At 60.6% G+C, this 22,340-nt stretch carries 22 protein-coding genes and 1 pseudogene; 12 read left to right on the top strand and 11 right to left on the bottom strand.

The genetic code is table 11. From position 1 onward, the window contains the following. Positions 1-179 precede the first annotated feature (179 nt). The 5 genes from N5D20_RS03345 to N5D20_RS03325 all read left to right on the top strand — a co-directional run bounded on the left by N5D20_RS03345 (position 180) and on the right by N5D20_RS03325 (position 7,719). Positions 180-2,300: an AAA family ATPase gene (locus N5D20_RS03345; RefSeq protein ID WP_219627920.1), complete on the top strand. Its 2,121-nt coding sequence runs from the start codon at positions 180-182 to the stop codon at positions 2,298-2,300. Beyond that, complete coding sequence (locus tag N5D20_RS03340; protein ID WP_279914263.1) at positions 2,297-4,219, top strand: UvrD-helicase domain-containing protein; 1,923 nt, start codon at positions 2,297-2,299, stop codon at positions 4,217-4,219. Before N5D20_RS03345 ends, N5D20_RS03340 begins: the two co-directional genes overlap by 4 nt. A gap of 501 nt (positions 4,220-4,720) precedes the next feature. Continuing rightward, positions 4,721-5,179, top strand: coding sequence for a hypothetical protein (locus tag N5D20_RS03335; RefSeq protein ID WP_180866806.1), 459 nt, complete (start codon positions 4,721-4,723; stop codon positions 5,177-5,179). Positions 5,180-5,595: 416 nt separating this feature from the next. Beyond that, a complete protein-coding gene (locus N5D20_RS03330) occupies positions 5,596-7,074 on the top strand; it encodes a SulP family inorganic anion transporter (RefSeq protein WP_219627921.1) in 1,479 nt (492 codons plus the stop codon). Positions 7,075-7,185: 111 nt separating this feature from the next. Then, a complete protein-coding gene (locus tag N5D20_RS03325; RefSeq protein ID WP_180866807.1) occupies positions 7,186-7,719 on the top strand; it encodes an arsenate reductase ArsC in 534 nt (177 codons plus the stop codon). Here N5D20_RS03325 and N5D20_RS03320 read toward each other — a convergent pair. The 4 genes from N5D20_RS03320 to N5D20_RS03305 are packed head-to-tail and all read right to left on the bottom strand — an operon-like array spanning position 7,680 to position 10,709. Then, positions 7,680-8,765, bottom strand: a complete 1,086-nt coding sequence (locus N5D20_RS03320; RefSeq protein WP_279914264.1) for an ArsO family NAD(P)H-dependent flavin-containing monooxygenase — start codon at positions 8,763-8,765, stop codon at positions 7,680-7,682. The genes N5D20_RS03325 and N5D20_RS03320 overlap by 40 nt on opposite strands. A 33-nt stretch (positions 8,766-8,798) precedes the next feature. Further along, positions 8,799-9,857 (bottom strand): ACR3 family arsenite efflux transporter, encoded by a 1,059-nt coding sequence (gene arsB, locus N5D20_RS03315; RefSeq protein ID WP_180866811.1) that lies wholly within the window; start codon positions 9,855-9,857, stop codon positions 8,799-8,801. 20 nt (positions 9,858-9,877) lie between these two features. Next, entirely contained in the window at positions 9,878-10,369 is a 492-nt protein-coding gene (locus tag N5D20_RS03310) for an arsenate reductase ArsC (RefSeq protein ID WP_032954697.1), read from the bottom strand. Between the two features lie 25 nt (positions 10,370-10,394). Beyond that, positions 10,395-10,709, bottom strand: coding sequence for a metalloregulator ArsR/SmtB family transcription factor (locus N5D20_RS03305; protein ID WP_005420865.1), 315 nt, complete (start codon positions 10,707-10,709; stop codon positions 10,395-10,397). Positions 10,710-10,748: 39 nt separating this feature from the next. Between N5D20_RS03305 and arsH the strand changes: the two genes are divergently transcribed. The 3 genes and pseudogenes from arsH to N5D20_RS03290 all read left to right on the top strand — a co-directional run. Next, positions 10,749-11,489 carry an arsenical resistance protein ArsH gene (arsH, locus tag N5D20_RS03300; RefSeq protein WP_031269347.1) on the top strand — a complete coding sequence of 247 codons (741 nt, stop codon included), beginning with the start codon at positions 10,749-10,751 and terminating at the stop codon, positions 11,487-11,489. Next, entirely contained in the window at positions 11,486-11,905 is a 420-nt protein-coding gene (gene arsC, locus N5D20_RS03295) for an arsenate reductase (glutaredoxin) (RefSeq protein ID WP_065178723.1), read from the top strand. Before arsH ends, arsC begins: the two co-directional genes overlap by 4 nt. Before the next feature lie 117 nt (positions 11,906-12,022). Further along, positions 12,023-12,166: pseudogene (locus N5D20_RS03290) on the top strand (chromate transporter); the annotation flags it as partial. A 425-nt stretch (positions 12,167-12,591) separates the two neighbouring features. Here the strand turns inward: N5D20_RS03290 and N5D20_RS03285 are convergent. Continuing rightward, entirely contained in the window at positions 12,592-12,960 is a 369-nt protein-coding gene (locus N5D20_RS03285; protein ID WP_134967888.1) for an H-NS histone family protein, read from the bottom strand. 298 nt (positions 12,961-13,258) lie between these two features. On the opposite strand from N5D20_RS03285, the gene N5D20_RS03280 reads away from it, so the two are divergent. The 3 genes from N5D20_RS03280 to N5D20_RS03270 all read left to right on the top strand — a co-directional run bounded on the left by N5D20_RS03280 (position 13,259) and on the right by N5D20_RS03270 (position 17,781). Further along, the gene (locus tag N5D20_RS03280) at positions 13,259-14,356 is read left to right on the top strand and encodes a hypothetical protein (protein ID WP_180866813.1); all 1,098 of its coding nucleotides are present in this window, start codon (positions 13,259-13,261) and stop codon (positions 14,354-14,356) included. 51 nt (positions 14,357-14,407) lie between these two features. Further along, positions 14,408-16,387: a choline BCCT transporter BetT gene (gene betT / locus N5D20_RS03275; RefSeq protein WP_180866815.1), complete on the top strand. Its 1,980-nt coding sequence runs from the start codon at positions 14,408-14,410 to the stop codon at positions 16,385-16,387. 122 nt (positions 16,388-16,509) lie between these two features. After that, positions 16,510-17,781, top strand: coding sequence for a DUF2254 domain-containing protein (locus N5D20_RS03270; protein WP_180866817.1), 1,272 nt, complete (start codon positions 16,510-16,512; stop codon positions 17,779-17,781). Positions 17,782-17,853: 72 nt separating this feature from the next. Here the strand turns inward: N5D20_RS03270 and N5D20_RS03265 are convergent, their stop codons facing one another. Genes N5D20_RS03265 through N5D20_RS03245 form a run of 5 tightly spaced genes read right to left on the bottom strand, consistent with a single transcriptional unit; the run spans position 17,854 to position 20,874 of the window. Then, positions 17,854-18,615 carry a sulfite exporter TauE/SafE family protein gene (locus tag N5D20_RS03265; RefSeq protein ID WP_279914300.1) on the bottom strand — a complete coding sequence of 254 codons (762 nt, stop codon included), beginning with the start codon at positions 18,613-18,615 and terminating at the stop codon, positions 17,854-17,856. 18 nt (positions 18,616-18,633) lie between these two features. Beyond that, positions 18,634-19,071, bottom strand: coding sequence for a TIGR01244 family sulfur transferase (locus N5D20_RS03260; protein ID WP_180866819.1), 438 nt, complete (start codon positions 19,069-19,071; stop codon positions 18,634-18,636). After that, entirely contained in the window at positions 19,068-19,499 is a 432-nt protein-coding gene (locus N5D20_RS03255; protein ID WP_180866821.1) for a YeeE/YedE family protein, read from the bottom strand. The genes N5D20_RS03260 and N5D20_RS03255 overlap by 4 nt, the downstream gene beginning before the upstream one ends. Next, entirely contained in the window at positions 19,496-19,936 is a 441-nt protein-coding gene (locus N5D20_RS03250) for a YeeE/YedE family protein (RefSeq protein WP_180866823.1), read from the bottom strand. Before N5D20_RS03250 ends, N5D20_RS03255 begins: the two co-directional genes overlap by 4 nt. Then, positions 19,933-20,874, bottom strand: a complete 942-nt coding sequence (locus N5D20_RS03245) for an MBL fold metallo-hydrolase (protein WP_258010364.1) — start codon at positions 20,872-20,874, stop codon at positions 19,933-19,935. The genes N5D20_RS03250 and N5D20_RS03245 overlap by 4 nt, the downstream gene beginning before the upstream one ends. Positions 20,875-21,045: 171 nt before the next feature. Here N5D20_RS03245 and N5D20_RS03240 point away from each other — a divergent pair, with 171 nt between their 5' ends. Then, positions 21,046-21,339 (top strand): metalloregulator ArsR/SmtB family transcription factor, encoded by a 294-nt coding sequence (locus N5D20_RS03240; RefSeq protein WP_188218411.1) that lies wholly within the window; start codon positions 21,046-21,048, stop codon positions 21,337-21,339. A gap of 347 nt (positions 21,340-21,686) precedes the next feature. Here the strand turns inward: N5D20_RS03240 and N5D20_RS03235 are convergent, their stop codons facing one another. After that, complete coding sequence (locus N5D20_RS03235) at positions 21,687-22,250, bottom strand: cyclin-dependent kinase inhibitor 3 family protein (RefSeq protein ID WP_180866826.1); 564 nt, start codon at positions 22,248-22,250, stop codon at positions 21,687-21,689. Positions 22,251-22,340 lie beyond the last annotated feature (90 nt).

The raw sequence follows: 22,340 nt of genomic DNA, 5'->3' as shown, positions 1-22,340 counted from the left end.
GGCTTCTTCGGCTAAAGGCGGAAGTTCGCTTGGTTGATTTCAATGTTCAGGGGGCGGCTATACAGAGTCCTTCAAACAGCGATTTAAATGGCTGATATTAAGCGGCAAGCGAGAACTGAAGTCGGTATTGAGCCTGCAAATATTCGTAGGTGATGCCGTCGAACAATTGGGGGGAAAGCATGTATCTGAAGCACATCCGGGCGCGTAACTATCGCGCGTTTGGGGACGGCACAACTGCGCCTAAACTGGATTGGGAGCTCAATCCCGGGCTCAATATTCTTGTCGGCGAGAACGATGCGGGCAAGACCGGCATCGTAGATGCCATCCGGCAGGTGTTACTGACAACAAGCTATGAGCCCGTCAGGCTCTTCGAGCAGGACTTCCACATCGAAGGCAAGAGCCGTGCTCAAACGCTCAGCATCGAGGCTACGCTGTGTGGATTAAGCCCAGATCAAGAGGCATCGGTCCTCGAATGGCTCACCCTCGGTGTGGACGGAACCTGCTCGCTCATCCTCCATCTCGAGGCGCGCTACCACCCGCCACAAGCGACGAAGCGAGCGCGCGTCGAAACCGTCATTCGAACGGGCGCTGCTGGAACCGGACCGGAGGTCGGCTACGCAGTCAGGGAGCTTGTACGCGCGACCTATCTGAGACCACTGCGTGACGCCGAAGCGGAGCTGCGACCAGGCCGCCAATCACGTCTTTCGCAGATTCTTGGCGCTCACAACGACATCTCAGGCCAAGAGATGAACGACTTCGACAAGGCCTCGCCAAAGGACGTTCCTGAGCGCTTGGTCGGCTTGATGGCGTTTGCGCAGCACCACCTGGGTGAGCATGAGGTCGTCAAGGGCGTAGAGAAGGACATCAACGACAACTACCTCGGCCAGTTCGCGTTCTCGGGTGAGAAGCTTCAGTCGCGCATCCGCATCGCTCCCGACCTGTCGCTGACGCCAATTCTTGAAAGGTTTGAGCTGTCGTTGTTGCCCGGTGCGCACATCCATCCGGACGAACGCTGTGCGCGAGGCCTTGGTTACAACAACGCGCTGTTCATGGCCACCGAGCTGGTACTGCTTCGGGGCGGCGAGGAGCTTGCCCTGCTTCTCGTCGAAGAGCCCGAGGCTCACCTCCATCCACAATTGCAGGAACGCGTGATGGATCTGCTGAAGGAGCATTCCAGTGAGGAGCAGGCGGAGAAGCGCGTGCAGGTCATCATGACGACCCATAGCCCTTCGCTGGTCTCGACCGCACGCATCGAAGACATGACGCTGGTGCACAAGGCTCATACCTTTCCGCTGGCCGCCGGAAAGACAAAGCTCAACCGCACCGATTACTCGTTCCTACGCCGCTTCATCGACGCAACCAAGGCGAACTTATTCTTCGCCCGTGGCGTCATGATGGTTGAGGGGCCCGCCGAAGCCATCTTGGTTCCCGCTATCGCTGAGATGTGCGGGCGGTCATTCTCAAAACATGGTGTGTCGATGGTCAATGTCGGACACACGGGCCTGTATCACTACGCTCGTATCCTTCAGCGCGAGGGAGACGGTCCGGAAATTCCGATCCCTGTGGTCTGCCTGACAGACCGGGACATCGTTCCCGACGTCGCAAAGACATATGTCGCCAAACCCGCCAAGGGGAAGCGCTTCGATTCCGACTACTCGGCACTGGAGATGGCTGCAGCTGTGCAGAGGAAGAAAGAACGAGCTGAAGGCGGCAAGACTATCGTGTGTGTGTCAGACCGCTGGACGCTTGAGTTCGACCTAGCGTTACATGGCTGTGCGAAGCTGATGCACATGGCGATTTCGCTGGCAGCCAAGGCAAAGTCTCGCGATGAACGCCTTACAGAAACCGATGAGACAGCGACGTTGGTTGAAGCTGAGTTGAGCTGGACATCGCTGGAAGGTGCCGGGCACACCGAGGAGGAGCTGGCAGCGATCATTTACAAGCCGCTCCAAGAGAAGGACGCATCGAAGGCCATCGCCGCCCAGTACGCAGCCCAACTAGTCTGCACGGGAAAGTATGGAACAGGCGAAGACCTGTTCAAGGCTTTGCCTCCTTATCTGCAGGCAGCACTCTCCCACTTGACTATCGCTCCAGCCGCGAAGCCTGCAGCGACGGCTGACCCAGGAGCGGCAGTACCAACCGCGCTCACCGTGCCTGGAGCTGCAGCGGCAGTCCCGAGCTCCGCACTGCCCCCGGTGCCCGCAGCATTCCCTTCAGTTCCGTCGGCCATCCCGATCGTGGTGTCCCCAGTCGATCCGCCAAGCGCGTCGCCTGGTAGCACGCAGGAGAATGGAGCGTGAGCGCGGTCAGCCTTGAGTCGGTAGACCTAGCTGACCTCGCGACCTTAGCCAAGGACCTGAACTTCGATGACGTAGAACGCCGGAGCGCGCTACTAGAGAACGGTTCGCGTGACTTCAATGCGGTTCCGGGCAGCGGGAAGACTTCATTGCTCGCGGCCAAGCTGCTTTTGCTGGCCAGAAAGTGGCCACATGCGCGACGCGGCATCTGTGTTCTCAGCCACACCAACGTGGCTCGGGACGAGATTGCGCAGCGCCTGGCGGGGAGCACTGAGGGCGCGCAGCTCCTAAGCTATCCCCATTTCGTTGGCACCATCCATGCCTTTGTCAACCAGTTCTTCGCGATGCCTATGTTGCGAAGCCTGGGCCAGAAGGTCGATGTCATCGACGACGTCGTCTTCGCCGATAAGGCTAAGTCGCTTCTTCAGCTCGGCATGTTCTCGGGCCTTCGCGTGTATCTGGAGAACCAGAACAATGGCGACGGCATCGTCAATTCCTTGTTCTATCGGACGGCGGATCTGCAGGTGCAAGTTGAGAGCGGAACACTGCCCGGCACGCACACGGCATCATACAAGTCGCTAATGGCACTTAAGAAGATGCTGACTAAGGACGGCATCTTTCGGCATCGGGACATGTTCGCGTATGCCGACCGCGCGCTCAAGACCTGTCCGCATCTCGTGGATGTCGTTCACCGGCGGTTCCCGATGGTGTTTATAGACGAGATGCAGGACACGTCCTGGGACCAGGAGTCTTTCCTAAATCGCATCTTCGATGGAAAGTCGGTGATGCAAAGGTTCGGAGATGTAGACCAGAAGATTCTCTCAGACGAGGAGAACGCTGACCTTCTCACGTTCCCGCGGGGCGGTTACGGTTGCATCAGCACCAGTAAGCGGTTTGGTCCGGCCATCGCAAGTGCGGTGGGTAGCGTGCGCCTTAGCGGCAATGCCGTTGTTGGAGAGGGAACTGGCTCCCACGCGCCGGTCCTACTCCTGTACTGCACGGCAGATGTAGCCAAGGTGGTTCCGCACTATGGCCGCCTAGTCATCGAACGCTTGACCGAGGAAGACGCTGCGACACGGGTGGTGAAGGCAATGTGTACTCGAAAGTTGGGAGAAGGCAGGGTTGCGGCTGGACGTCACCTTGTGGATTATTGGCCGGCCTATGGTGAAGGCCAGCAAATCACCAGCATGCGTTCTGAGCGCTTCTGGGGGCTCGTCGGGGATGCAAAGAAGACCCTGCTGGAAGCATCGCTCAACTCGCGTGTTTCCGACGTCCGGAGAGCTCTGCTACTGGTGCTCCGCGCGGCAGGTGCGCCTCTGGTGGAGGGCGTTCGAGATGCACGTGCGCTGCCGCGGGCCGCAAGAGAGTTCGGGGCATCAATGCCGATTGAACGTCTTACCCGTCAACTGGCGATTTCTGGCGAGCAACTCTGTATCGTGGGCCAGCGCGATTCGACCATCCAGTTTGTGTATGAGGGACTCAAGTCGTACCTCCCGGATGGACTCGAGTTTGATGAGTTCTCAGCCCTGAGCGCATTTGATGAGCCAGGGCCGCAAGGAACGACGAGCCCGATCGTCTCTACGAAGTGTCAGGTCTCCCACTTGGGACGGAGTCTTGAATTTGGACTGGGCACGACAGCCGGAATGAAGGGCGAGACGCACTCCGCATCTCTGGTGATGGAGTCCTACGGAGGCACCAGCAGAAAATTTGACGTCGCGCTAGGGCTTGAATACATCGCCGGGATTGCCTCGAAGAAGCTCGACAAGCTCCCAAAGACACAGCAGGCCCAAATGCGGAATCTCTACGTTGCGATGTCCCGTCCAACTACGTTGCTGTGCCTAGCGGCAAACGAAGACCGAGTTCCGCCGGGATTGCGAACAGCGCTCTTGAACAAGGGCTGGCATATCGAGGCGGTGAGGTAAGAAGGAGACTGGGGTTAGCCCATGCACGTCTGCAGGCCAGCTACCTCGATGAGCAATTCGGCCGGAAGGTGGCAGGAGGTCGGTTGCTGGTTGGGTTCCTGCAGAAGGGGCAAGCCGTGCTCAAGGATCTAGGAGAGATTTAGGTTCAATTGCGATAGGGGCCGAATTCTGAGTTCAGCCCTGGCCGTAAGGGAAGAAGACCGCAATAGGCAAAGCTCACCCATGGACTAGGAAGATTCATCAGGGCAGGGTGGATGTCTGCTTCTGGCCGTATGGGGTCGTGCGACCCAAAGCGGCCATGGGTGCCGCCGCCGAGCCTACCGCTGGGTCCGGTTATACGCTGGCTTGTTAGCCGGGCCTCGCCGCCCTAAGATCGAACTGTATCAAGGGGAAAGCCACCATACGGTGCTTTGTGGATAAGCCGTATAGCCGGACCCACAAGTCTGTCTATTAGGTAGTTAGGCTTTTTGAGCATGTTTGTCGACATCAAATGGGGAAGTAATGACTAAGAATTCGTATGCAGCAGCCGGATCAGCTGCCGCAGCAATCGCAGCGGGAGCTGTTGCGTTCACGCCCGTAGGTATGGCGGGTGCGGCCGGCCTTGCTATTGCTGGCATAGTGGCTGCACTCGGAAAATCTCAGGAGGACTTGAAGGAGGCCGAGAATAAAGGAATCACGTCCCTCGAAGATGAGGCAAAGAAACAAAGAATTAATATGGAATTCCAAGCCCATCAGGCCCGGGTCGCGCAAGAGCTCGCCATATCCCAACGAATCTATTTCTCAGAATCAGTCGAGATAGAAGAGTTCTATGATGGGCAAGGAAAGGGATCCCTTGGCGTTAAGGGAGATGAATCTGGAATCACCCTTGGAGCTTCAGGCGAAGGACGTCGCGTTACCAAACGCGTCATCAAGTTCGCTGGGTGGGGCCTTTCGCCTCACCCAAACGAAGAAAAGGCCTAGCAGTTCATTCAAGCCGCCCCCGCTGCGCGGGTCGGCTTAATTCCAGAGTTGAATGTCCGCTCTCCTGGCCGATAGCGGACATAGGCCCCGCGGCGAATGTCAACCTCTTCTTTGGCGATTCGGCCAGAGCTCAATTCAATCTGATCAACTGCCTACCAGCTTGTCGACTTCGCCTGCGAAATGATCTTGGGATCTGGGAAGCTACCCTTGAGAATGCACCGAGGCGACCGCGATGCCGGCCGGATTTCCCCTCAGGCGCTATGCAAGTCTACAATATACCGTCAAATACCCAACGGATCGGCTAGCGATGACTCCACCCTGACGCTTGATTGAAGAAGCGACCCAGACACATAGGTCTGGAAGGGTGCCTGTTTCTTTCGTTTGGCGCGCACGGCTGTGCGCGGAGATCATTTTCTATGTCTGCAATTTATCCCCTGCGCCAGCAATGGCTCGGTAACATCCGTGGTGACCTGCTGTCGGGCATTGTCGTTGCGCTAGCCCTGATTCCTGAGGCAATCGCGTTTTCCATCATCGCCGGCGTCGACCCAAAGGTAGGTTTGTATGCCTCGTTCTGCATCGCCGTCATCACCGCCATCGCCGGTGGCCGCCCTGGCATGATCTCGGCTGCGACCGGCGCCATGGCGTTGGTGATGGTCACGCTGGTGCGCGAGCACGGCATTCAGTATCTGTTTGCCGCCACCATCCTGGCCGGCGTCCTGCAGATGCTGGCCGGCGCCCTGCGGTTGGGCTCGCTGATGCGCTTTGTGTCGCGCTCGGTGGTGACCGGATTTGTGAATGCACTGGCGATTCTCATTTTCATGGCGCAGCTTCCCGAGCTCATCGGCATGCCGTGGATGGTGTATGCGATCTGTGCTGTGGGTCTGGCAATCATCTACCTGCTGCCGCTGCTGACCAAAGCCGTTCCTTCGGCATTGGTGGCGATCGTGGTTCTCACGGCCGCTTCCATGTATTTCGGCTTCCAGGTACGCACCGTAGGCGACATGGGGGCGCTGCCTGACAGCCTGCCGTCGTTCCTGATTCCGGATGTGCCATTCACCTGGGAAACGCTCCAGATCCTGCTGCCGGTTTCGGCGACTTTGGCGGTCGTTGGCTTGTTGGAATCGCTGATGACCGCGCAGATCGTCGAAGACATGACCGTTACCCCGAGCCAGAAGAATCGCGAATGTGCGGGCCAAGGCTTGGCTAACACCGTAACGGGCTTCTTTGGGGGCATGGCAGGCTGTGCAATGATCGGCCAGTCGGTGATCAACTTCACTTCCGGTGGCCGGGGCCGTCTCTCGTGCCTTGTGGCCGGCGTGGTTTTGCTCCTTCTGGTTGTTTATGGGTCAAACCTGGTGAGTCAGATTCCAATGGCCGCACTGGTCGCGGTGATGATCATGGTCAGCATCGGCACCTTCAGCTGGCGCTCGCTGCGCGAGCTGGCCATTCATCCCAAGAGCTCTTCGGTCGTGATGATTGGCACGGTCATCGTGACCGTGGCTACCCACGACCTCGCCAAAGGCGTGTTGACAGGCGTGATCCTGTCGGCGGTGTTCTTCACCCGCAAGGTCGGCAAGATGCTGATCATCGACGACACCCAGGTCGAGACCGACTCGCGCGTCTACGTTGTGAAGGGGCAGGTGTTCTTTGCGTCTTCCGGACAGTTCGTGAGTAGCTTCAACTATCTGGATGTCCCCAAGGAGGTCATCATCGATCTGAAGGACGCACACTTCTGGGACCTGACCGCCGTTGATGCGCTCGACCGGGTAGTGATGAAGCTGCGCGAGCACGGCGCGACCGTTGAGGTGTTCGGTCTCAACGATGCAAGTGAGACCTTGGTAGACCGCTTGGGAAAGCATCGTACGCCAGGCGCCACACGGTCGTCGGGTCATTGAACAGATGAGCAAAGCGGGCACCGAGGGGTGCCCGCTTCCTTTTCGGCAGTCATCGAGTTGACATATGGCAAGGCAATACTTCGATTATTCTAGATAAATGGTTGCGATGACATGCGTCCCCTGAATGTTCTGTTCCTTTGCACAGGCAACTCGGCGCGCAGCATTCTTGCCGAAGCACTGGCCAGCCATTTAGGGCGTGACCGTATCCGCGCTTACAGTGCGGGCAGTCATCCCAAGGGCGTAGTTCATCCGGTGGCCCTGCAGGTGCTCGCCGAGATTGGCTTCGACGTTGCCGGGCTGTCGAGCAAGCCGTGGGATGCATTCGCAGGTCCGGAAGCACCGCAGATGGATCTCATCGTAACGGTGTGCGATCGTGCCGCGGGTGAAGCGTGTCCCGTGTGGCCAGGCCACCCGGCTACCGCCCACTGGGGCATCCCCGACCCGGCCGCAGTGCAGGGCAGTGCTGATCAGGTCCATAAGGCGTTCCTGAGCACGCTTCACCAGCTCCAGCACCGTCTCGGATTGCTGTTGGCGCTTAAGCCTGAAGCGCTGGACCGCATGGCCCTGCAATCGCAGGTGCGGGCGCTGGGCAATGGCGCCGAGGCTCACGCGCCAGATAACACCGGAGAAGCCTCCCCGATGTAGTCGCTGATCTGCCTTACTGCCTCGCGCGCGTATCGGGTCACCCCGATCAGCGTGGCCGATGCTGCGCCATTCCAGTCGCCATAGCCAAGCAGCCAAACCGATGGCGCTGCGACCGACCGAACCTGGGTGTCATCCACGTCGATCCGACCACGAGCGTTGACAATGCCCAGTCCTTCCAGGTGCGACAATGCCGGCCGGAAGCCGGTGCACCAGATCACCGCGTCGAAGTTGCGTTCGCTGCCATCTGCCCACTGCATGCCGGTGGCGGTGAAACGGACGGGTGGCGGCATGGAGACCAGTACACCGCGGCGCCGTGCGTCCACCACCGGCGGCACCATCACGATGTCGCCAAAACCATCCCGCGGAACATCCGGCTCGCGTCCTTCCTGCTGAGCCCTCCACTTCTCGGTTGCGCGTGCGAACAGAACGCGCCCGTCGACATCGTCGGCCAGGAAGGCTGGCTCCCACTGGGTGATCCACGTGGTCTTGGCCACCTTGGAGACCTCGGCCAGAATCTGTGCGCCTGAGTTGCCGCTGCCGATGATGGCCACGCGCATTCCGGCGAAGGGTTCGGGATGGCTGTAGTGGGCCGAGTGCAGCTGCACGCCGCCGAAAGCGTTCAGACCTTCATATCCGGGCGTGCAGGGATGCCGCCACGTACCCGTGGCGCTGATCACTGCACGTGTCTGCCACTGCCGGCCGTCATCTGCTTCCACCCGCAGCCGACTCCCCGAGCGGCTGATGCGTTTTACCTGCACGGGACGGATGACAGGCAGCGCATACTTATGCTCGTAGCGCGCGAGGTAGTCGAGCACTTCCGCCTGCGACGGGCACGGTTCCCGGGTAGCAGGCATCGGCCAACCGGGAATCGAGCTCCAGCCTGCCGGCGAGAACAGATGCAGGGATTTCCACGCGTGCTGCCACGCCCCGCCAGGTGACGTTTCGGCATCAAGAATCACATAGGACAGCCCGCTGCGACGCAGGAAGTAGCCAGCCGAAAGACCCGCCTGGCCACCTCCGATCACCACGACATCGACGCTGTCCATCGGGACTTCCTCATGCTGCAGCACCTAGGCGGTTCAGCGGCTCCGTGAATCGGCAGGAAAGTAGCTTTTGCCCAGGCGCAGGGCGACGTGGACCAGCAGAATCAGCACGGGCACTTCCACCAGCGGGCCGATAACAGCCGCGAAGGCTACCGGGGAAGCCAGCCCGAACGCCGCGATCGCCACGGCGATGGCCAGTTCGAAGTTGTTGCCTGCTGCGGTGAACGCGATCGCGGTGGTGCGGGGGTAGTCTTTGGCGATCAGCTTGCCCATGAAGAAGCTGATGACGAACTGGATGATGAAGTACAACGTCAGCGGGATCGCGATGCGTACCGCGTCCATCGGAATCCTCAGCACATCGCCTCCCTTCAGGCTGAACATCGCCACGATGGTAAACAGCAGTGCGGCGAGGGTTACCGGGCTGATGGCGGGCAGGAACGTCTCTTCATACCATTGCACGCCCTTGCGCGCCTTCAACCATCGGCGGGTGAGGAAGCCCGCCAGGAACGGGATACCAAGGTAGATCAGAACAGCCTCGGCGATGGTCCAGAAACTGACATCGATGACGCTGCCCTGCAGACCGAACACCGGCGGCAACCAGGACAGGAAGAACCACGCGTAGACGCTGAACAGCGCAATCTGGAAGATCGAGTTGAATGCCACCAGCCCAGCGACGTACTGGCCGTCACCGCGGGCAAGCTGATTCCAGACCAGCACCATGGCGATGCAGCGTGCCAGCCCGATCAGGATCAGGCCGGTCATGTACTCGGGGTAATCGCGCAGGAACAGCACGGCCAGGCCGAACATCAGGAACGGACCGACGATCCAGTTCTGCAGCAGCGAGAGCATCAGTACCCGTTTGTCGGCGAAGACCCGCGGCAGTTCCTCGTACTTCACTTTGGCCAGCGGCGGATACATCATCAGGATCAGACCAATCGCGATCGGGATGTTGGTCGACCCTATGGAGAGGCTGTTCAACGCGCTGGGCACACCCTCGAACAACGCCCCCATACCAACGCCGAGCGCCATGGCGGCGAAGATCCAGAGCGTGAGATACCGGTCCAGGAAGGACAGGCGGGAGGTATCAGTGGTCATGGGGATTTCCGGAAGGACGGTCAGTTGATCTGTGCGATCGGGTCGAGCCGGGCCTTGAGGGCCTCGCAGTCATCCCAGGCGCTGTCGGAGATCTCCAGGAAGGCCCTCAGGCGCGCCTTGATGATCTGGTGCGCGCGATCGAAGGCTTCGGCTTTCTCTCCGTCCGAGCCTTCAACGCCGGCCGGATCGAACAGGCCCCAGTGCACCCGTACAAAGTCGCCGAACACTACCGGGCATGCCTCGACCGCCGCGCTGTCGCAAACGGTGACGATCAGATCCATCGGCGCGGCATCCGCTTCGGCGAACTCGTCCCACGACTTGCTGCGAAGGCCGTCCACCGGGAAACCCTCGCGCTGCAACTGAGCAATGGCAAACGGGTTGACACGGCCGGCCGGCTGGCTGCCGGCGCTGAAGGACTCGTAGCGGTCTTGGCCCCACTTTTTCAGGGTCGATTCGGCCAACACACTGCGAGCGGAATTACCGGTACACAAGAACAGGACGCGACGGGTCATCTGAGCGATCTCTAAGGTGGGTTGGTCAGCAGCCTGCGGGGCGTTCACAGGCCTGTTCGTCGGCACAGCAGTTTTCAGTGAGGTAGGCCACCAGCTCGTTCATTGCCACGAACTCGGCCCGGTAGCAGATGGTCCGGCCACGTTGCTCGGCGCTGATCAGTCCCGCAGCCAGCAGTTCCTTCAGGTGGAAGGAGAGCGTGGCGCCAGGCAAGCAGAGCGTCTGGGCAATGTCACCGGCCAGCTTGCCGCCGCTGCCGGCCTGTACCAGCAGGCGGAAGATCGACAGGCGGGTGGCGTGGCCCAGGGCAGCAAGAGCGTGGGTTGCAGTGTTATGTTCCATAATTCTAGAATAATGGAATCGATATCGCAGGACAACCCCGTGCAGCAGATCCCCAACGTGGTCCCAGGTGCCTTGGACATCCCGACGGCCACCAAGCTCAACGACCCGGCCGCGCGGCCGCACCGCCCGCGCATCCTGATCCTGTACGGCTCGCTGCGGCCTCAGTCGTTCAGCCGCAAGCTGGCGCTGGAGGCGCAGCGGCTGCTGGAAAAGCTCGGGGCGGAAACCCGCCTGTTCGATCCACACGAGCTGCCGATGCTTGACTCGGTGCCAGCCACCCACCCAAAGGTGCAGGAGCTGCGCCAGGCCTCGCTGTGGTCGGAGGGCCACGTGTGGGTCAGCCCGGAACGCCATGGCACCCTTACCGCGGTATTCAAGAACCAGATCGACTGGCTGCCACTGGAAGAGGGCAGCGTGCGCCCCACCCAAGGCCGCACGCTGGCCGTGATGCAGGTCTGCGGCGGCTCGCAGTCGTTCAACGTCGTCAACGCGCTGCGTGTGCTCGGCCGGTGGATGCGGATGGTGACGATCCCCAACCAGTCCTCGGTCGCCAAGGCCTGGCAGGAGTTCGACGACGAAGGTCGAATGAAGCCTTCGGCGTACTACGATCGCGTGGTGGACGTCATGGAGGAACTGGTCAAGTTCACCCTGCTGGTGCGTGGGCGCAGCGACTACCTGGTGGACCGTTACAGCGAGCGCAAGGGGGCCATCGAGGCGGCGGCGCTGGCGGCCGCTGCAGGGGTGGTGGAAACTGTTTTTAACGAGGAGGAAAGTGCGTGAACGCGGTCATCTACCACAACCCCAAGTGCGGCACCTCGCGCAACACTCTGGCGATGATCCGCTTCGCCGGGATCGAGCCGGAAGTGATCGACTACCTGGCCCACCCGCCCAGCCGCGCGCGCCTGGTCGACCTCATCAGGGCCGCGGGCTTGAGCGTGCGCGACGCCATCCGGCAGAAGGGCACTCCTTATGACGAGCTAGCATTGGGCGATGCGGCACTGAGCGACGACGCGTTGCTTGATGCCATGCTGGCGCACCCAATACTCATCAATCGTCCTTTCGTGCAAACCGATAATGGCACGCGCCTGTGCCGGCCTTCCGAACTGGTGCTGGATATCCTGCCGAAGCTTCCCGGACCATTCCGGAAGGAAGATGGAGAGTTGGTGGCCGAGCACAGGGGAGGCCCGGCGACCTAATCTGGGTGCTGGGCCGGGCTGGCCGCCTTTGAGAACAACCGGAGATCCTGCCCCATGCCGACGCTCCATCCCGCAAAAAGCGAAAGTGCGTGGCGTGTCTTTCTGGTGTTCCTATGACTGGGACTGACCTCGTTCGGTGGCCATCTGAGCTACTTCCGCCTCGAGTTTGTCGAGCGCCGCCGGTGGCTGACGGACCGTAGCTACTCGGATCTGGTGGCCTTGTGCCAGTTGCTGCCAGGCCCAGCCAGCAGCCGGTTGGGATGTTGCTGGGCTTGGCTCGCGCCGGCTGGCCGCCTGGGCAGGTTAATCGCATGGGTCAGGTCGCGTTGGCGCTGCACCAGTTCGGCTACGCGCGCCGCCATGCGGTTGGAATGTTCGATGATGACCTGGATCTGCGAGCGCGGCGAGACCGGGCAGCGTCGAATCCCCGCTAGGAAGCGGATCCTGCCAGATCGGAGGGCAGCTGTCGGCCAGAAGTGGATGCTGCAATCATTGCTGCCTGAGCCCACTCTCCAAAGGCAAGGGGGAGCGCCTGCTGTTCGCCCGCTGTCACATCAACTGCGACTAGCTGAAATCTTTGATCGCCTACCTGGCAGGGCATTCCGCGCACCAGCATCCTGTTCGATCTGATGACTAATGATTCTCAGGACTTGCTGCGGTACCGGTGTGCGGCTACCTCGCTATCACTACTTGATCAGGAAGTCATTCAGTGATTTTCCACTTGCTACCAGCTCGGCTATCCATCGCGGTTGCCGTCCTCGACCGGACCACGTCTGGCCGCGCACTGCAGGATTGCGGTACTTGGGAGCGATCTTGGACACTGTCGATTTGGCAGGCCTCCGATCACCTCGCTTCTTGGCGGTTTCGGAGGGCACGATCACTGAAGCGCCGTAGAGTTCCTCTATCGTGTATCCATGATCCTTGACGTACTTGTTGATCTTGGCGCGCATCGCTGTGGCCTTAGGGCGTGACAGCACCTTGGACTGCTGCTTCTCCGCCTGAGCAATCAGTGAGCGAAGTTCCTTGGCAGAAAGGCCGCTGATATCAATAGTCATGAACTCTTCCCCGATGTCGAGGCCCTAGCCTATTCTCAAATGACATTGCGTGTCACTCCATGTCCACTATGAGTCGCTCAATCTCAGGATCGACTACTAAAAAGTGGATCGTGTTAGCTACTCTCTCACTACACATGATTTTCACGTGGCATATGGACCTGAGGACTAAAGACGCGCCGTGAGTGATTGCTGTGGCGTCGCCAAGAGTTCTTTGAGATCGCCAGTTTGAGGCATTGGATGAATCGACGTTAGACTCAAGCGCTTTCCGTAGCAGATCAGGGAGGCAAGGCGCATAACCGTGAGATCAATTCCCTTCATTGTCGCTGCCGCGTTGGCGGGAACTTCGCTGGCTGCAGATGCTTCTGAGGATAACCTCCATAGAGATCCTTACTTTGATCCAGGAGGCGCCGTCAGGTTCAACTATGGCTGGCTCGACTACGGGCCGACCAGCCGCCTGCAGCTTGAACTGCTGCGTGCAGACCTTGACGCTGGAACCGGACCGTTCTCCTTTTCTGCCCAGTACCGCTGGTATGACGGCTTCGACGCCGTGCATCACGCGTACGCGGGCTGGCAGTTCTCCGATGCTACCCAGCTGAAGGCAGGTATCCAGCAGATCCCGTTCGGGCTGCTCCCTACCGTTTCGCAGAGCTTCTGGTTCGGCTCCGGCTACTACTTGGGCATTGAGGATGATTACGATCCGGGCCTTGTAGTGATTCACCGCACCGGCAGCACGACCTGGCATCTCGGCTGGTTCTCCGGAGACGAATACGGGTCCGGGGCTCGCTATGATCGCTACTCCTTTGATGTCGCGCAGACCGAGGCGTTGCCGTATCGCGAGCGGCAGCGACTGCATGCACGCGTGGAGAGTGCGCGCGCCTGGGGCGGCGGCGAGCTGTTGCTGGGCGCATCAGCGTTTGCTGGCAAGGTGCAGAACACTCAGACACGGCGTCACTACGGTCATCAGGGCGCGGCCCTCCATGCACAGTGGCAGCGCGATGGTTGGACCGCGCAGTTGCAGTGGGCGCGGTACCGGTATGACGTGCCCGGAGATCGCATCGCAATGTCGGCGTTCCAATTCCCCTTCCAGGTTGCAGCGCAGGCGGATGTGCCAAGCGCCAACATCGCCTATTCGTTCGGCCAGAAGGGCTGGCTGGATGACATCACCTGCTATAACAACCTCAGCATGACCCGCCCGGTCGGGCACCGCGCGGGCCTTCGTGATTCGTGGCAGAACGTGACCGGTTGCAGCCTGCAGAAAGGCATCATGCTCACCTATGTCGACTGGATCGCTGGCCGCAACATGTGGTTTGCCGGTGGTGATGGTATCGGCATCGACGAGGGAGGACCTTCCCGCTGGCATTCACGGCTGAACTTCAACATCGGCTTCTACTTCTGATCGGCCTCGCGCAAGCCGGAGGCTTCTTCACCCAACAACACGGAGGTATCCATGCAGAGCACGGCTCCGCAACATCCCCCCGTTCGCCAGCGGATTCTTCCGCAGGTGTTCATTCCCACGGCAGCCATCGTCATCGCGCTGCTGGCGCTTGCTGCCATCGCGCCCGATATAGCCACGCGGTGGTTCACCGCGGCCAAGTCATGGGCTGCCAATGATGCAGGCTGGTTCACCATCCTTGCGGTGGCCGGCTTCCTGGTCTTCGTCGTCGGCGTCGCCATCAGCAGTTACGGTCGCATCAAACTCGGCCCTGACCACAGTACGCCGGACTACAGCTACGGCTCCTGGTTCGCCATGTTGTTCGCTGCCGGCATGGGCATCGGTCTGATGTTCTTCGGCGTTGCCGAGCCCATCATGCACTACGCCACGCCGCCGGTCGGCTCGCCCGAGTCAGCCGCCGCTGCCCGCCAAGCCATGCGCATCACCTTCTTCCACTGGGGCATCCACGCATGGGCGATCTACGCGGTGGTAGCGCTGTCGCTGGCGTACTTTGCGTACCGGCACAATCTCCCGCTGCGTGTCCGTTCCGCGCTGTATCCGCTCATCGGCGACCGTATTCACGGCCCGTTGGGCCATGCCGTAGACACGTTTGCCGCGCTGGGTACCATCTTCGGCCTGGCCACCTCGCTGGGACTGGGCGTCATGCAGATCAACGCCGGTCTGAATTACCTGTTCGGCCTGGAGGTCAGTACGCTCGCCCAGGTTGGCTTGATCACCGTCATCACACTGGTGGCCACCGGCTCCGTCGTGGCTGGCCTGGACAGCGGCGTACGCAGGCTGTCCGAGCTCAACATGATCCTGGCGGCGGCGCTGCTGGCCTTCGTGCTGGTCTGTGGACCCACCGTGCACCTGATGCAGGCACTGGTGCAGAACACCGGCATGTACGTTTCCCAGCTGTTCTCGATGACCTTCAACCTTTATGCCTACGAACCCACGGGTTGGCTGGGTGGCTGGACGCTGTTCTACTGGGGCTGGTGGATTGCCTGGTCGCCCTTCGTTGGCATGTTCATCGCGCGCATCTCACGTGGACGCACCGTCCGTGAGTTCGTGGTGGGGGTGTTGCTTGTGCCGCTTGGCTTCACATTCCTGTGGATGACCATCTACGGCAACACCGCGTTGCACATGGTGCGGGCGGAGGGCATCCAGCAGTTGGTGCAGGCGGTCTCAACCGACAGCTCGATGGCGCTCTTCGAGTTCCTGGAGCACCTGCCGCTGACCATGCTGACCTCTTCGCTGGCGGTCATCCTGGTTGCGCTGTTCTTCGTAACCTCAGCGGACTCCGGTGCCCTGGTAATCGACATGCTCACCTCGAAGGGTGAGGAGGAATCGCCGGTCTGGCAGCGGATCTTCTGGGCGCTGCTGGTCGGCGGCCTGGCGATTGCATTGCTGGTGGCTGGCGGGCTGGAATCGTTGCAGGCGGCCACCATTGCCAGCGCGTTGCCATTTACGATCGTCATGATCCTGATGTGCTGGGGACTGCTGAAGGCCATGCATCTGGATGCCACCAAGCGCTCGATCCTGCGCGAGGCACGTATCCTGCCAGGCACCAGCGAGGATTGGCGGGCGCGCCTGCGCCTGCTGGCGCACAACCCGTTGAAGATCGAGGTGACCGGCTTCATCGAGCAGCGCGTCATTCCTGCATTGGAAGAGGTTGCCGCTGAGCTTCGCAAGCAGGATCTGCCGGTCCAGGTCTCCAAAGGGGAGGACGGTCGTGCGTGGCTGCAGGTTGGCCATGGCGAGGAGATGGACTTCTTCTACTCCGTACGGCCCCAGCCCTATGAGGCGCCGACGTTCGCCCTGCAGGATCCCCGTCGAACGGTCAGCGAGGGTACCCGTCATTACCGTGCGGAGGTCTATCTGCGGGAGGGCGGGCAGGACTACGACGTCATGGGGTGGACCAAGGTTCAGCTCATCCACGATGTGCTCGATCAGTACGAGCGCCACCGTCAGTTCCTGGACAAGGTGCGCTCGTAGAATCCGTACACAGATGCCGCCCGGAGGAGCGGCATCTGCCTTGGGCCGGGCGTGACCCTGCGTTGACGTGTCCTCGGCGCCCGACCGTGTTATTGATGGCGCAATTGCCCAGGAAGTTGCCCGTGCTCACCAGATTGAGGCTTGCAGCCAGCAAAGTTACAAAGCGGATGTGGTTCCGCTCGACCCTGTATGGCGCCCTGGGCATCATCACGGCGTTGGCCGGCGCGTTCCTGAAGTTCCTCATTCCCACCGGCCTTGCCGCACGGATCGGCGCCGATTCCGTCGGTAACATTCTTGGCATACTTGCCGCGTCGATGCTGACGGTCACCACCTTCTCGCTGTCCACCATGGTCTCGGCCTACGGGTCCGCGTCGAGCAGCGCCACCCCGCGCGCGGCCCGCCTGCTGATCGAAGACACCCGGGCCCAAGGTGCGCTGGCCACCTTCATTGGTGCCTTCCTGTTCTCGATCGTGGGCCTCATCGCGCTCAGCACCGGCATCTACGGAGACAGCGGCCGGCTTGTGCTGTTCGGGGCAACCATCGCGGTCATCATCGTCATCACAGTGACGTTGCTCAGGGCTATCGAGCAGTTCTCACGCTTTGGCCGCGTTGGCGAAACCATCGATCTGGTGGAGCGGGCGACCAAAGCGTCAATGAAGCGCCGCTCCGAGGAGCCTCGGCTCGGCGGAGCCAGTGCGGTGCCGGTAGGGGAGGGGGCGGTACTGCTGGTTGGCGATCAGGTGGCCTACGTTGAACATGTGGACGTCGCCCGGATCGACGGCATTGCACAAGAACATGATCTGCGCGTTCATCTGCTCTGCCAGCCGGGTACGTTTGCGACCCCAGTCCGTCCTTTGATAGCCATCGAGGGAAATCCGCTTCCGGACGTGCAGAGTGAAGTGATCTCAGCCATTTCCTTCAGTGACGCGCGCTCCATCGAGAATGACCCACGGTTCGGGCTCGTCGTGCTTGCCGAAATTGCCCAGCGAGCCATGTCACCTGCGGTGAACGACCCTGGCACCTGCATCGACGTCATCGGGACCTGTGTCAGGCTGCTCTGCGCATGGTCCAGCCACACCGGGGACGCTGCGACGTGTGATGTGCTCTATCCGCGTGTGCACGTTCAGTGCCTCGATGTCCGCGACATGTTCGAGGATGCATTCACACCCATCTCCAGGGATGCGGCCGGCTCGCTGGAGGTCAACATCCGGCTGCAGAAGGCCTTCGCAGCGTTGGCAGGGTCCTCGAATGAAGCGACAAGAGTTGCATCACAGACCCATGCCCGCATCGCACTGGAGCGCGGCCTATTGGCCATGGATTTCGAAGCTGATCGCAAGGCGCTTCGAGTCGTCGCATCTTGTTTGACTCTGGAAGATGTGGACCAACGTTCGTAGTATCTTCCTATCAATGCCTTTGAAGCGCTGCGCTGGCTATCAGTGCTCGGCTGTGGTCTAGATCACAGCCGGTCAGCTCACCTTCCACAGCATGTATGCGGCAGTAATGAAGATCAGTATTGCAAATACCGTGTTCAGAGCTCCACGATAGTTGGCGAGCTTCGTCGAAGTTGCTGCACCTGCAACACCGCCAGCCATGCCGGCAACGACGAAAACTGCCGCGAGCTTCCAGTTGATCAGACCTGCATGCGCGTAGTTAAGTGCGGTGGTCATGCCAAATGCGGCGACGGCGACGAGCGAGCTTCCGACGGCGGCGATGATCGGCATTCCCGTCGCGGCCACCAGTGCGGGCACGATGAGGAAACCTCCACCAATGCCAAAGAAGCCGGAAAGCCCGCCGGCGGTGGCGCCCAGTCCAATCAGTGCTGGCGCGTTGCGTCTGCCGAGCCTAGCATCTGCGAGTCCAGGCGAGTTGCGCCTGCGAAGCATGGCGATGCCGACAACAACCATGACCACAGCAAACAGTGCCAGCAGTCTCTTGCCGTCGAACGCCTTGCCCAAGCTGGAACCGAGGTATGCGCCCGCGATCCCCACCAAGGCGAAGACCGAGGCACAGGGCCAACGAACATTCCCTCTACGGGCATGCATCACCAGATTCGACACCGCATTGACCGCCACTGCCAGGGCGCTGGTTCCGATTGCCACATGCGGATTTTCCACTCCGACCACGTAGAGCATCAGTGGTACCGCCAGGATGGATCCGCCTCCACCGACCACCCCCAGGACGAAGCCGACCAGGATGCCAGACAGGCCGCCCAGCACCAACTGCAGCAGAGATAGCGTTTCCATATGTCAGTCGCCGGACGCCGGTCCTTGCTGCAGCCGTGTTGCGATGGAGGAAAGGTCATAGCCCGCGTCCGAAGCAACAGACAGGACGTGGGCAAACGACGCTCCATTGTGAACGACTTCCGACAGCGCCCAAAGCATCGCAGCACGGGTGCCGGTTCTGCAGTACGCGGCAACAGGGCGTGGCAGCGCGTCGATCAAAGTGGCAAAGGTATGCACCTCATCATCGGTAATGACGCCAGGCACTACAGGAAGATAGGCAAACTGCATGCCCGCCTGGTGGCAGGCAGCCTGCAGCGCATGGTGGCTGGGCTGCTCCGGCTGTTCGTCGTCGGGCCGGTTGCAGATCACGCTGGCAAAGCCCAGCTCCTTCAGGGCTTCAATATCCTCCGGCAGGAGCTGACCGGACACCTTGAGGCTGGCAGAGAGTGGCTTGAGATTCATGGTTGTCCCGTAGTTGCAGTGGGGCGATGAATGAGTCCATGCAGGAGCACGCCAGCGATCATTGCCGTGGCGAAGATGATCGCGAAGGGCTGGCCGGTTCCCAGCAACGCGATGGCTGGGCCGGGACACACTCCGGCCAGTCCCCAACCCAGACCGAATATCGCCGCACCAATGACCAGGCGCCGATCGATGATGCGATGGGTGGGAATGTGCAGCGATGCGGCAAGTAGTGGTGTTCTGCGGGCGCGTATCCATAGGTAGGCTGCGCCGAAAGGAATCAGAGCGCCCAGCATGACCAGCGCCAGAGAGGGGTCCCAAGCGTCGCTCACATCAAGGAAAGCAAGCACGCGAGCTGGGTTGACCATATCGGATACGACCAGTCCCAATCCGAAGAGTGCGCCGCACAGGAACGCAGCGAGACGGATCATGCCGGGCCCCCGGCCACAATCTGCAACACGGTTGCCGTGGCCATGCCCATGAGCATGAACACGCAGGTCGCCACCACCGATCGCGGCGATGCCCGGCCCAGGCCGCAGACACCGTGCCCACTGGTACAGCCAGCACCAAGTCGAGTCCCGTAACCCACCAGCAGTCCGGCAATCACCAGTACCACAGCTCCATTTGCGGACAGCGCCGGCAGTGGTATTGGCCTTGCCGCCAATGCCAAGCCTGACGCCAGGCCAAGTCCTGCCAGGAACAGAGCAGCACTGCCGCGTCCGGCGTCACCGGACATGCCCAGTGTCCTGGCAAGCAGACCCGAGATGCCGGCAACGCGGCCGAGAAGGACTAGATAGGCTCCGGTCGCTGTTCCAATCATGGCGCCGCCAGCGAGCGGCCAATACCAAGCCAGATGAGAGAGCGTCATAGCAGGTCCACCGGCAGCTTGAGGTAGCGCACGCCGTTTTCCTCGGGCTCGGGCAGATGGCCGGCGCACATGTTGACCTGCACGGAAGGCAGGATCAGTCGCGGCATCGGGAGCGTCGCATCACGGGTTTCCCGCATTTCCACGAACATTGCTTCGGTCACGCCCTCGTGCACATGCAGGTTGGTTGTCCTTTCGGCACCGATGGTTGTTTCCCATGCGAAATGGTCCCGGCCGGTGGCTTTGTAGTCATGGCACAGGAATACGCGGGCGGCGTCGGGCAGGGACAGCAGGCGCTGGATCGAGCGATACAACTGGCGCGCCGAGCCACCTGGAAAGTCGCATCGGGCGGTGCCGTAGTCCGGCATGAACAGCGTGTCTCCAGGAAATACGGCGTCGCCGATCACGTACGCCAGACAAGCGGGGGTATGGCCTGGCACGTGCAGCGACATCGCCTGCAGATTACCGATGCGGAAGGAGGCACCGTCGGCGAACAGGCGATCGAACTGGCTGCCATCCCGCTTGAATGCAGTACCGGCATTGAAGACCTTGCCGAAGGTTTCCTGGACTGCGGTGATGTGTTCGCCAATAGCTAGCGCGCCTCCCACCTGCTCCTGCAGCCATGGAGCCGCGGACAGGTGGTCGGCATGTGCGTGGGTTTCCAGCAACCATTGCACCTGCAGGCGCTCGGCACGCACGTAGTCCACCAACGCCGATGCGGAGGAAGTGGACGTGCGGCCTGCGGCCATGTCGAAGTCCAGGACGCTGTCGATGATGGCGCACGCTGAAGAAGTTGGATCGCGCACGACGTGGCTGGCAGTGAACGTAGCAGGATCAAAGAACGTCTTCACGGAAGGCGAGGGAAGCAGGCCGGCACGCGCATCGCGGACCAGGCGCACAGCCTGCTCCAGGGGGGCGTCTACCGCTACGGATGGGATCATGACTGGCTCCAGGAGGCTTCGCGGCCTAACTATTACATCGTTACGTAAGCTATGCAACTATTGAAGCATGCTAGATTGCACGGGTTACCCATGGTGTTCGCATCACATCAGCCGCCCAAGTTGCCATTGCCTGTGACCAGCCCCCCATTCAGCCCGTCAGACCTAGCCACGATGAAGGAGCGCGTGCCCGAAGTCGCCGAGCTGCTGCGCTTCATGGCTACTCCTTCGCGCCTGTTGCTGCTATGCCAGCTCGCGCAAGGTGAAATGACGGTGGGGGGACTGGAGGAAGCCACCGGCATTCGACAGCCGGCGCTCTCCCAGCAACTGGCCGAACTCCGTCAGCGAAAGCTTGTAGCGACCCGACGGGAATCACGGTCGATCATCTACCGCATGGCAGACCCGCGCGTTGCAGCACTGCTGGGCGCGATGCATGGGATCTTCTGTGCGGACGATACATCAACTTGAAGTGGCCTAAGGCGTCTAGATGGGACGGGCTAGACTCACTGACCTAGGGGAATTTAGGCCATCGGCGTAGTCTGCCCCAAAACCAATTGACCGCAGCAGGCTCGAGGTCTGCTGCGGCCTAGGGATGTTTATCAGGGATGGGGTGGATGTCTGCTTATGGCCGCTAGAGGACATTGGCAAGCGAATCGACAGGGATGCTGCCGTCCAACTCTTGGATTAGGAAAATTTATCGGGGTTGGGGAAAGGTGACAGGCCCGGTGGCTTCTCATAGCTAATGTCTGCCGCCAATTTGGAGCCAGCTCGACGGTTGGTTTTATCAGAAGAACTGGAAACTGATCAGTGCTTCCCTAGAGGAGATGGGGGGCAGATGCCCAGTTGTGCAGAAAATCCTCTTGCTCCAATGTCTCAACGGCGCCAGGGCGTACCTCTCTCACGCGCCTGATCGCATCCTCGCTGCTCAGAGAAGTCTTGGTAGCGAGGAGAAGCATGCCGGCGACAGTGCCTGCTCTGCCCAGCCCACACTTGCAGTGGACGACAATCCTTTTTCCGTCAAGTAGCGCGTTGCATATGGGCGTCTCCACTTCCTTCCATAACTGGAGGAACCCGAAGTCGGGTGCAGCGCCATCCACAATCGGCAGTCCGTACCACCGTAGACCATGGGCTGCTGCACGCTCCGGCAGAGCGGCGATCCGAAGATCCCCGAACTCCCAAGGCTCGATTAGACTGATGAGATGACCTGCACCCCATGAGCTTATAGCTTGAAGGTCCATATCCAAGTCTCGTGACCACGATCCGGTCATAGCTACGTCTTGATGCTTGCCTGGGGCGAACGTCACTCCGATGGCCCCGCCGCAATGGCCAACCGGGAGAGTCGCTATCTGAAGAGGGTGGGAATGACTGGTCCTAGTCACGCTGTCTCCGGCTATAGAGTGGGGCGCTCTGTCAGGCAGAGTATCTAGAGTTTGCTTCGCCTGCGGCTCTCGCGCGATGGTTGCGAGCAA

The organism is Stenotrophomonas sp. GD03877, assembly GCF_029840555.1.
Classification (GTDB): Bacteria; Pseudomonadota; Gammaproteobacteria; order Xanthomonadales; family Xanthomonadaceae; genus Stenotrophomonas; species Stenotrophomonas geniculata.
The sequence above is the reverse complement of the archived record's forward strand: the minus strand, read 5'-3'. Positions and strand labels throughout refer to the sequence as shown.

Coding starts and splice junctions, on each gene's coding strand:
- N5D20_RS03305 (WP_005420865.1), bottom strand. CDS start 10,709: ATGGAACATAACACTGCAACCCACGCTCTTGCTGCCCTGGGCCACGCC.
- N5D20_RS03325 (WP_180866807.1), top strand. CDS start 7,186: ATGCGTCCCCTGAATGTTCTGTTCCTTTGCACAGGCAACTCGGCGCGC.
- N5D20_RS03255 (WP_180866821.1), bottom strand. CDS start 19,499: ATGATCCGTCTCGCTGCGTTCCTGTGCGGCGCACTCTTCGGATTGGGA.
- N5D20_RS03240 (WP_188218411.1), top strand. CDS start 21,046: ATGAAGGAGCGCGTGCCCGAAGTCGCCGAGCTGCTGCGCTTCATGGCT.
- N5D20_RS03335 (WP_180866806.1), top strand. CDS start 4,721: ATGACTAAGAATTCGTATGCAGCAGCCGGATCAGCTGCCGCAGCAATC.
- N5D20_RS03310 (WP_032954697.1), bottom strand. CDS start 10,369: ATGACCCGTCGCGTCCTGTTCTTGTGTACCGGTAATTCCGCTCGCAGT.
- N5D20_RS03320 (WP_279914264.1), bottom strand. CDS start 8,765: ATGGACAGCGTCGATGTCGTGGTGATCGGAGGTGGCCAGGCGGGTCTT.
- N5D20_RS03285 (WP_134967888.1), bottom strand. CDS start 12,960: ATGACTATTGATATCAGCGGCCTTTCTGCCAAGGAACTTCGCTCACTG.
- N5D20_RS03250 (WP_180866823.1), bottom strand. CDS start 19,936: ATGACGCTCTCTCATCTGGCTTGGTATTGGCCGCTCGCTGGCGGCGCC.
- N5D20_RS03260 (WP_180866819.1), bottom strand. CDS start 19,071: ATGAATCTCAAGCCACTCTCTGCCAGCCTCAAGGTGTCCGGTCAGCTC.
- betT (WP_180866815.1), top strand. CDS start 14,408: ATGCAGAGCACGGCTCCGCAACATCCCCCCGTTCGCCAGCGGATTCTT.
- arsB (WP_180866811.1), bottom strand. CDS start 9,857: ATGACCACTGATACCTCCCGCCTGTCCTTCCTGGACCGGTATCTCACG.
- N5D20_RS03245 (WP_258010364.1), bottom strand. CDS start 20,874: ATGATCCCATCCGTAGCGGTAGACGCCCCCCTGGAGCAGGCTGTGCGC.
- N5D20_RS03330 (WP_219627921.1), top strand. CDS start 5,596: ATGTCTGCAATTTATCCCCTGCGCCAGCAATGGCTCGGTAACATCCGT.
- N5D20_RS03345 (WP_219627920.1), top strand. CDS start 180: ATGTATCTGAAGCACATCCGGGCGCGTAACTATCGCGCGTTTGGGGAC.